Annotated in this window: 4 protein-coding genes and 1 tRNA gene; 3 read left to right on the top strand and 2 right to left on the bottom strand. The window is 72.4% G+C overall.

The window, feature by feature from the left end; all coding sequences use genetic code 11:
* The first annotated feature begins 87 nt into the window (after positions 1–87).
* Positions 88–2,148: a 3-hydroxyacyl-CoA dehydrogenase NAD-binding domain-containing protein gene (locus ABE438_RS18830; RefSeq protein WP_346504206.1), complete on the top strand. Its 2,061-nt coding sequence runs from the start codon at positions 88–90 to the stop codon at positions 2,146–2,148.
* Positions 2,149–2,178: 30 nt separating this feature from the next.
* Complete coding sequence (gene pcaF, locus ABE438_RS18825) at positions 2,179–3,387, top strand: 3-oxoadipyl-CoA thiolase (protein WP_346504205.1); 1,209 nt, start codon at positions 2,179–2,181, stop codon at positions 3,385–3,387.
* Between the two features lie 351 nt (positions 3,388–3,738).
* Here pcaF and ABE438_RS18820 read toward each other — a convergent pair.
* Positions 3,739–3,825 (bottom strand) — tRNA-Leu (locus ABE438_RS18820).
* Positions 3,826–4,019: 194 nt separating this feature from the next.
* On the opposite strand from ABE438_RS18820, the gene ABE438_RS18815 reads away from it, so the two are divergent.
* Positions 4,020–5,021: a complex I NDUFA9 subunit family protein gene (locus ABE438_RS18815; RefSeq protein WP_346504204.1), complete on the top strand. Its 1,002-nt coding sequence runs from the start codon at positions 4,020–4,022 to the stop codon at positions 5,019–5,021.
* Positions 5,022–5,080: 59 nt separating this feature from the next.
* Here the strand turns inward: ABE438_RS18815 and ABE438_RS18810 are convergent, their stop codons facing one another.
* Entirely contained in the window at positions 5,081–6,076 is a 996-nt protein-coding gene (locus ABE438_RS18810; RefSeq protein WP_346504203.1) for a 2-hydroxyacid dehydrogenase, read from the bottom strand.
* Positions 6,077–6,227 lie beyond the last annotated feature (151 nt).

Below are 6,227 nucleotides of genomic sequence, written 5' to 3'. Positions count from 1 at the left end.
CCAGCGGGGGCGTATGCTGTACCGTCGGCGCTCCGGGCGCGCCGCTCGCCCAATGCGGGACCGGATCCAAGGGACCAGGACTGCGCGATGACGATCGAGACGCCTGCCGAGATGCCCGCCGAGACCGCTGCCGACACCTCCGGGCAGCACCGCGCCGCGTCCGCCCCGGGCCCGGCCGTGCGCCTCGAACGCGAGGGCGCGGTCGGCGTGGTCGTCATCGACAACCCGCCGATCAATGCCGGCTCGCTGGCGGTGCGCCAGGGGCTGATCGCGGCGCTGGCCGAGATCGCGGCGGATTCCGCCCTGGAGGCCGCCGTGCTGATCGGCGCCGGCACGACCTTCGTCGCCGGCTCGGATTTGCGCGAGTTCGCAGCGCCGCTCGCCGACCCGCAGATGCCGGCGGTGATCGCCGCGATCGAGACCTGCCCCAAGCCGGTCGTAGCCGCGATCCATGGCGCGGCGCTCGGGGGCGGCTACGAGATCGCGCTCGGCTGCGACGGGCGCGTGGCGGTGGCCGAGGCGGTGATCGGTCTGCCGGAGGGCACGTTCGGCATCATTCCCGGCGCCGGTGGCACGGTGCGCCTGCCGCGCCTCACCGATGCGGCGACGGCGCTGGAGATCGTTTCGAGCTGCCGGCGCGTGAAGGCGCAGGAGGCGCTGGCGCTCGGCCTGATCGACGCGCTGGCGGGCGATCTGCGGGCCGAGGCCGCGGCCTTCGCCCTGGCGCTGAAGGGCGAGAAGCGCGCCTTGCGCGCGCGGCAGCCGCAGCCGACCGACCCGGCCGCCTTCGCGGCGGCGGAGGCGGCGGCGCTGAAGCGCGGCCGCGGGCGCCCCTATGCGCAGGAACAGGTCGCGGCGCTGCGGCGGGCGCTGACCGAACCCTTCGACGCCGCCTTGGCGCAGGAGCGCGCGGTGTTCCAGCGCCTGCGCCAATCGGCCGAATCGGCGGCGCTGCGCCATCTCTTCTTCGCCGAGCGCGAGGCCGGGCGCGTCGCGGGTCTGGACGGGGCGCGCCCGCTACCGGTGGCGCGCGTCGGCATCGTCGGCGCCGGCACGATGGGCTCCGGCATCGCCGCCGCCGTCCTCGCCGCCGGCCTGCCCGTGACGCTGCTCGACTTCAAGCCCGCGGTGCTGGAGGCGGCGCGCGCGCGTATCGACGGCTTCCTCGCCAGGGCGAAGAGCCCGGCCGCGCTCGCCACCACGGGCGATCTCGCCGATCTCGCCGCCTGCGATCTGGTGATCGAGGCGGTGTTCGAGGACATGGCGGTGAAGCGGGCGCTGATGCGCGATCTCGACGCGGTGGTGCGCCCCGACGCGATCCTCGCCTCCAACACCTCCTATCTCGATCTCGACGCCATCGCCGCCGCCAGCGCCCGGCCGGAGCGAGTCGTCGGCCTGCACTTCTTCGCCCCGGCCCATGTCATGAAGCTGCTGGAGATCGTGCGCGGCGCGAAGACGGCGCCGCAGGTGCTGGCGACGGCGCTGAAGCTCGGCCGCAGCCTCGGCAAGGTCGCGGTGGTCTCCGGCGTCGGCGACGGCTTCATCGGCAACCGCATCTACAACGCCTACCGGACGCAATGCGAGGCTATGCTGCTGGCCGGCGCGCTACCCGAGGAGGTCGATGGCGCGATCGAGGCGCTCGGCTTCGCCATGGGCCCCTTCGGCGTCTCCGACCTGTCGGGGCTCGACATCGCCTGGGCAAACCGCCGGCGCAAGCAGATGGAGAGCGGCGACCGCAGCGACCTGCCAGTGCTGGAATGGCTGGTCGAGGCCGGCCGGCTCGGCCGCAAGACCGGCGCCGGCTGGTATCGCTATGCCGAGGGCGGGCGCTGCGCCGACCCGGAGGTGACGGCGCTGCTGGCGCGCGCCCGCAGCGAGCGCGGCGCGGTGCCGGAGGCTCTCTCACGCGAGACCATCCAGGCGCGCGCCATGGCGGCGATCGTCAACGAGGCGCTGCTGGTGCTGGAGGACGGCATCGCGGCGCGCGCCTCCGACATCGATCTCGTCCTGGTCAACGGCTACGGCTTCCCCCGGCATCTCGGCGGGCCGCTGCACTGGGCCGCGACGCGCGCGCCGGCGGCGCTGGCGCGCGACCTCGCGCTCGTCGCCGGCGACGGACGCCGCGGCGACCCGGCCCGGCTCGCCTGAACCGCAATCGACCATCCGAAGGAGGCCACGATGGCCGAAGCCTATCTCTGCGACTATGTCCGCACGCCGATCGGCCGCTTCGGCGGGGCGCTCGCCGCGGTGCGCACAGACGATCTCGCCGCGGTGCCGCTCAAGGCGCTGCTGGCGCGCAATCCCGGGCTCGATCCCGCCGCGATCGACGAGGTGATCTATGGCTGCGCCAACCAGGCGGGCGAGGACAACCGCAATGTCGCGCGCATGGCGGTGCTGCTCGCCGGCCTGCCCGAGAGCGTGCCGGGCACGACGATGAACCGGCTCTGCGGCTCGGGCATGGACGCGGTGATCGCCGCGGCGCGCGCGATCAAGGCGAACGAGGCCGAGCTCGTGGTCGCCGGCGGCGTCGAAAGCATGAGCCGGGCGCCTTTCGTGATGCCGAAGGCCGAGAGCGCCTTCTCGCGCCAGGCCGAGATCCACGACACCACCATCGGCTGGCGCTTCGTCAACCCGCTGATGAAGGCGCAATACGGCGTCGATTCGATGCCGGAAACGGCGGAGAACGTCGCCGCCGACTACCGCGTCTCCCGCGAGGACCAGGACGCCTTCGCGCTGCGCTCGCAGCAGAAGGCGGTGGCCGCGCAGCAGAACGGCCGCCTGGCAAAGGAGATCGTTCCGGTCGCGATCCCGCGGCGCAAGGGCGATCCCGTCCTGGTCGAGAGCGACGAGCATCCGCGCGGCGACACCACGCGCGAATCGCTGGCGAAGCTGCCAACGCCCTTCCGCAAGGAAGGCGGCAGCGTCACCGCCGGCAACGCCTCGGGCGTCAATGACGGCGCGGCGGCGCTGATCGTCGCCTCGGAGGCCGCGATCCGGCGCTTCGGCCTGACCCCGCGCGCCCGCATCGTCGCCGGCGCGACCGCCGGCGTGGCGCCGCGAATCATGGGCATCGGCCCGGTTCCGGCAACGCGGAAGCTCTGCCGGCTGATCGGCGTGCAACCGACGGACTTCGACATCGTCGAGCTCAACGAGGCCTTCGCCAGCCAGGGCATCGCCGTTCTGCGCGAACTCGGCATCGCCGAGGACGCCGCGCATGTGAACCCGAATGGCGGCGCCATCGCGCTCGGCCATCCGCTCGGCATGTCGGGCGCCCGCATCGCCGGGACCGCTGCGCTGGAGCTTTCGCTCACCGGCAAGCGCCGCGCGCTCGCCACCATGTGCGTCGGCGTCGGCCAGGGCATCGCCATCGCGCTCGAACGCGCCTGACGGCGGTTTCAGGGCGCGAAGGCGCTATCGCGGAGCAGAAGCGGCAGCAGCGGCCGTGCATGCGATGCAAAGCGAGCCGACGAAAGAGGGCCGTCGCGGTCGCGACGGCCAGGGCGCCGTGGCGTGAGACCGCTGCCGAGCCGGAAAATCCCGACAACAGGGCGCACTTTGACCGCCCACACAGGCGCGGTCGTCGTCATGCTCGCTGATGCTGGGGAAAGGCCGGCGTTGCGTCCGGCGTCGCGGTCGAACCGCTGCGCAGCAACGGCTGCTCACCATCGCGGCGAACCGCGATGTCGTGTGAGCTGCCGTTGTCTGGCAAGGTTTTCGAGGTTGGTAGTCCTCGAAAGTTGGTGCCCAGGAGAGGACTCGAACCTCCACGCCCTTGCGAGCGCCAGCACCTGAAGCTGGTGCGTCTACCAATTCCGCCACCTGGGCAACGGCGGTTCGTTTACGGGGGACGGATGGCCCTGTCAACGGGCTCATGCTGGCAAAATGCTGGGGGTGTGCCGGGAGGTGTGGATGGCCTGTGCAGCCGGGTCACCGCGCCGCCTTCACAGGCGCGGCCCGATCGACTAGGACAGGGCCCGCAGCAGCAGTTTTCAGCGCTTCCAAACGGAGCTTGCGCGATCATGGCGATCCAGTCTCCCGCTTCGCAACTCGTCACGGTGTTCGGCGGCTCGGGCTTTCTCGGGCGGCACGTGGTCCGGGCGCTGGCCAAGCGCGGCTATCGCGTCCGCGTCGCGGTGCGCCGGCCGGATCTCGCCGGCTTCCTGCAGCCGCTCGGCATCGTCGGGCAGGTCACCGCCGTGCAGGCCAATCTGCGCTATCCCGATTCGGTCGAGGCGGCGGTGCGCGGCTCCGACGCGGTGATCAACCTCGTCGGCATCCTGCGCGAGGGCGGCCGCCAGAGCTTCTCCGGCGTGCACGCGGCCGGCGCCCGCGCCGTGGCGCAGGCCTGCGCGGCGCATGGCGTCACCCGGCTGGTGCATCTCTCGGCGCTCGGCGCCGACGGCGAGTCCGGCTCGCTCTACGCCCGCAGCAAGGCCGAGGGCGAGCGCACCATGCTGGCGCAGGTGCCCCAGGCCGTGGTGCTGCGCCCCTCGGTGATGTTCGGCCCCGAGGACAGCTTCTTCAACCGCTTCGCCGCGCTGGCGCGCTTCCTGCCGGTGCTGCCGCTGGCCGGCGCCGAGACCAGGCTGCAGCCGGTCTTCGTCGGCGACGTGGCCGAGGTCGTGGCGCGTGCCGTCGACGGCACGGTGGCTGGCGGCAAGGTCTACGAGCTCGGCGGGCCCGAGACGCGGACGCTGCGCGAACTCGTCGACTATGTCTGCGCCGAGACCGGGCGCCGCCGCCTCGTCGTCGGCCTGCCGGCGCCGCTGGCGCGGCTGCAGGCGCGCATCCTCGAGATCGCCGACATGCTGACGCTCGGCCTGATGCCCGACGCGCTGGTGATGACGCGCGACCAGGTCGCGCTGCTGCAGGTGGCCAATGTGGTCTCGGCCGCGGCCGCCGCGGACGGGCGGACGCTCGAGGGTCTCGGCATCGCCCCGGTGGCGGTCGAGGCGGTGACGCCGTCCTATCTCTGGCGCTTCCGCCGCACCGGCCAGTTCGACACCGCCCGCGCCGGCTGAAGCGCAGGGCCCGGCGAGGGGCGCCGCGCGAGGCCGCGGGGCGCTCCCGGCGCCGGCGCTCAGAGCATGCTGGGCAGGACCCGGTTCGGCGGCTTGTGGCCGTCCATGAAGGTCCGGATGTTGACGATGACCTTCTCGCCCATCTCGGCGCGGCCCTCATGCGTCGCCGAGCCGGTATGGGGCAGCAGCACGACGCGGTGATTGCGGGCGAGCTTCAGCAGGCGCGGATTGACCGCCGGCTCGTGCTCGAACACGTCGAGGCCGGCGCCGGCGAGCTCGCCGGCCTCCAGCATGCGCGCGAGCGCGGTCTCGTCGACGATCTCGCCGCGGGCGGTGTTCACCAGGATCGCGTCCGGCTTCATCAGCTTGAGGCGGCGCGCCGAGAGCAGGTGATAGGTCGCCGGCGTGTGCGGGCAGTTGACCGAGACGATGTCCATCCGCGCCAGCATCTGGTCGAGCGAATCCCACCAGGTCGCGTCGAGCGCCTCCTCGACGCTCGCATCGAGGCGGCGGCGATTGTGATAATGGATCGACAGGCCGAAGGCGGCGGCGCGGCGGGCCAGCGCCTGGCCGATGCGGCCCATGCCGACGATGCCGAGGCGCTTGCCGGTGATGCGGCGGCCGAGCATCCAGGTCGGCGACCAGCCGTCCCAGCTCTCGTCGGTGATGATGCGCGCGCCCTCGGGGATGCGCCGCGCCACGGCGAGGATCAGCGCCATGGTCATGTCGGCGGTGTCGTCGGTGAGCACGCCCGGCGTGTTGGTGACGGTGATGCCGCGCTGGATGGCGCTGGCGACGTCGATATTGTCGATGCCGTTGCCGAAATTGGCGATCAGGCGGAGCTGGTCGCCGGCCTGGGCGATCAGCCCGGCGTCGAGCTTGTCGGTGACGGTCGGCACCAGCACGTCGGCGGTGCGCAGCGCCTCGACCAGGGCGGCCGGGCTCATCGGCGTATCGTCGAGATTGAGGCGGGCGTCGAACAGTTCCCGCATGCGCGTCTCGACCACGGCGGGCAGCTTGCGGGTGACCACGACGAGCGGCTTCTTCTTCGACATGCGAGGCTCCCGGGCTTGCGACCCGCCACCGGCGACGCCGTCTCCGTTTCGCCTCAACCCCCCGTTAACCGGGGCGTTTCAGGAATGGATGGCGGCGGCCGATCTCGGGTGCCCTGTTGTCTAAGCAGCGTTTCGACGGAACACAACCTGA

Source organism: Allobosea sp. TWI1241 (assembly GCF_039673065.1).
Taxonomy (GTDB): domain Bacteria; phylum Pseudomonadota; class Alphaproteobacteria; order Rhizobiales; family Beijerinckiaceae; genus Allobosea.
The sequence above is the reverse complement of the archived record's forward strand: the minus strand, read 5'-3'. Positions and strand labels throughout refer to the sequence as shown.

What these genes read in the sequence shown, in the direction of transcription:
- ABE438_RS18830 (WP_346504206.1), top strand. Translation starts at nt 88, where the DNA reads ATGACGATCGAGACGCCTGCCGAGATGCCCGCCGAGACCGCTGCCGAC.
- ABE438_RS18810 (WP_346504203.1), bottom strand. Translation starts at nt 6,076, where the DNA reads ATGTCGAAGAAGAAGCCGCTCGTCGTGGTCACCCGCAAGCTGCCCGCC.
- pcaF (WP_346504205.1), top strand. Translation starts at nt 2,179, where the DNA reads ATGGCCGAAGCCTATCTCTGCGACTATGTCCGCACGCCGATCGGCCGC.
- ABE438_RS18815 (WP_346504204.1), top strand. Translation starts at nt 4,020, where the DNA reads ATGGCGATCCAGTCTCCCGCTTCGCAACTCGTCACGGTGTTCGGCGGC.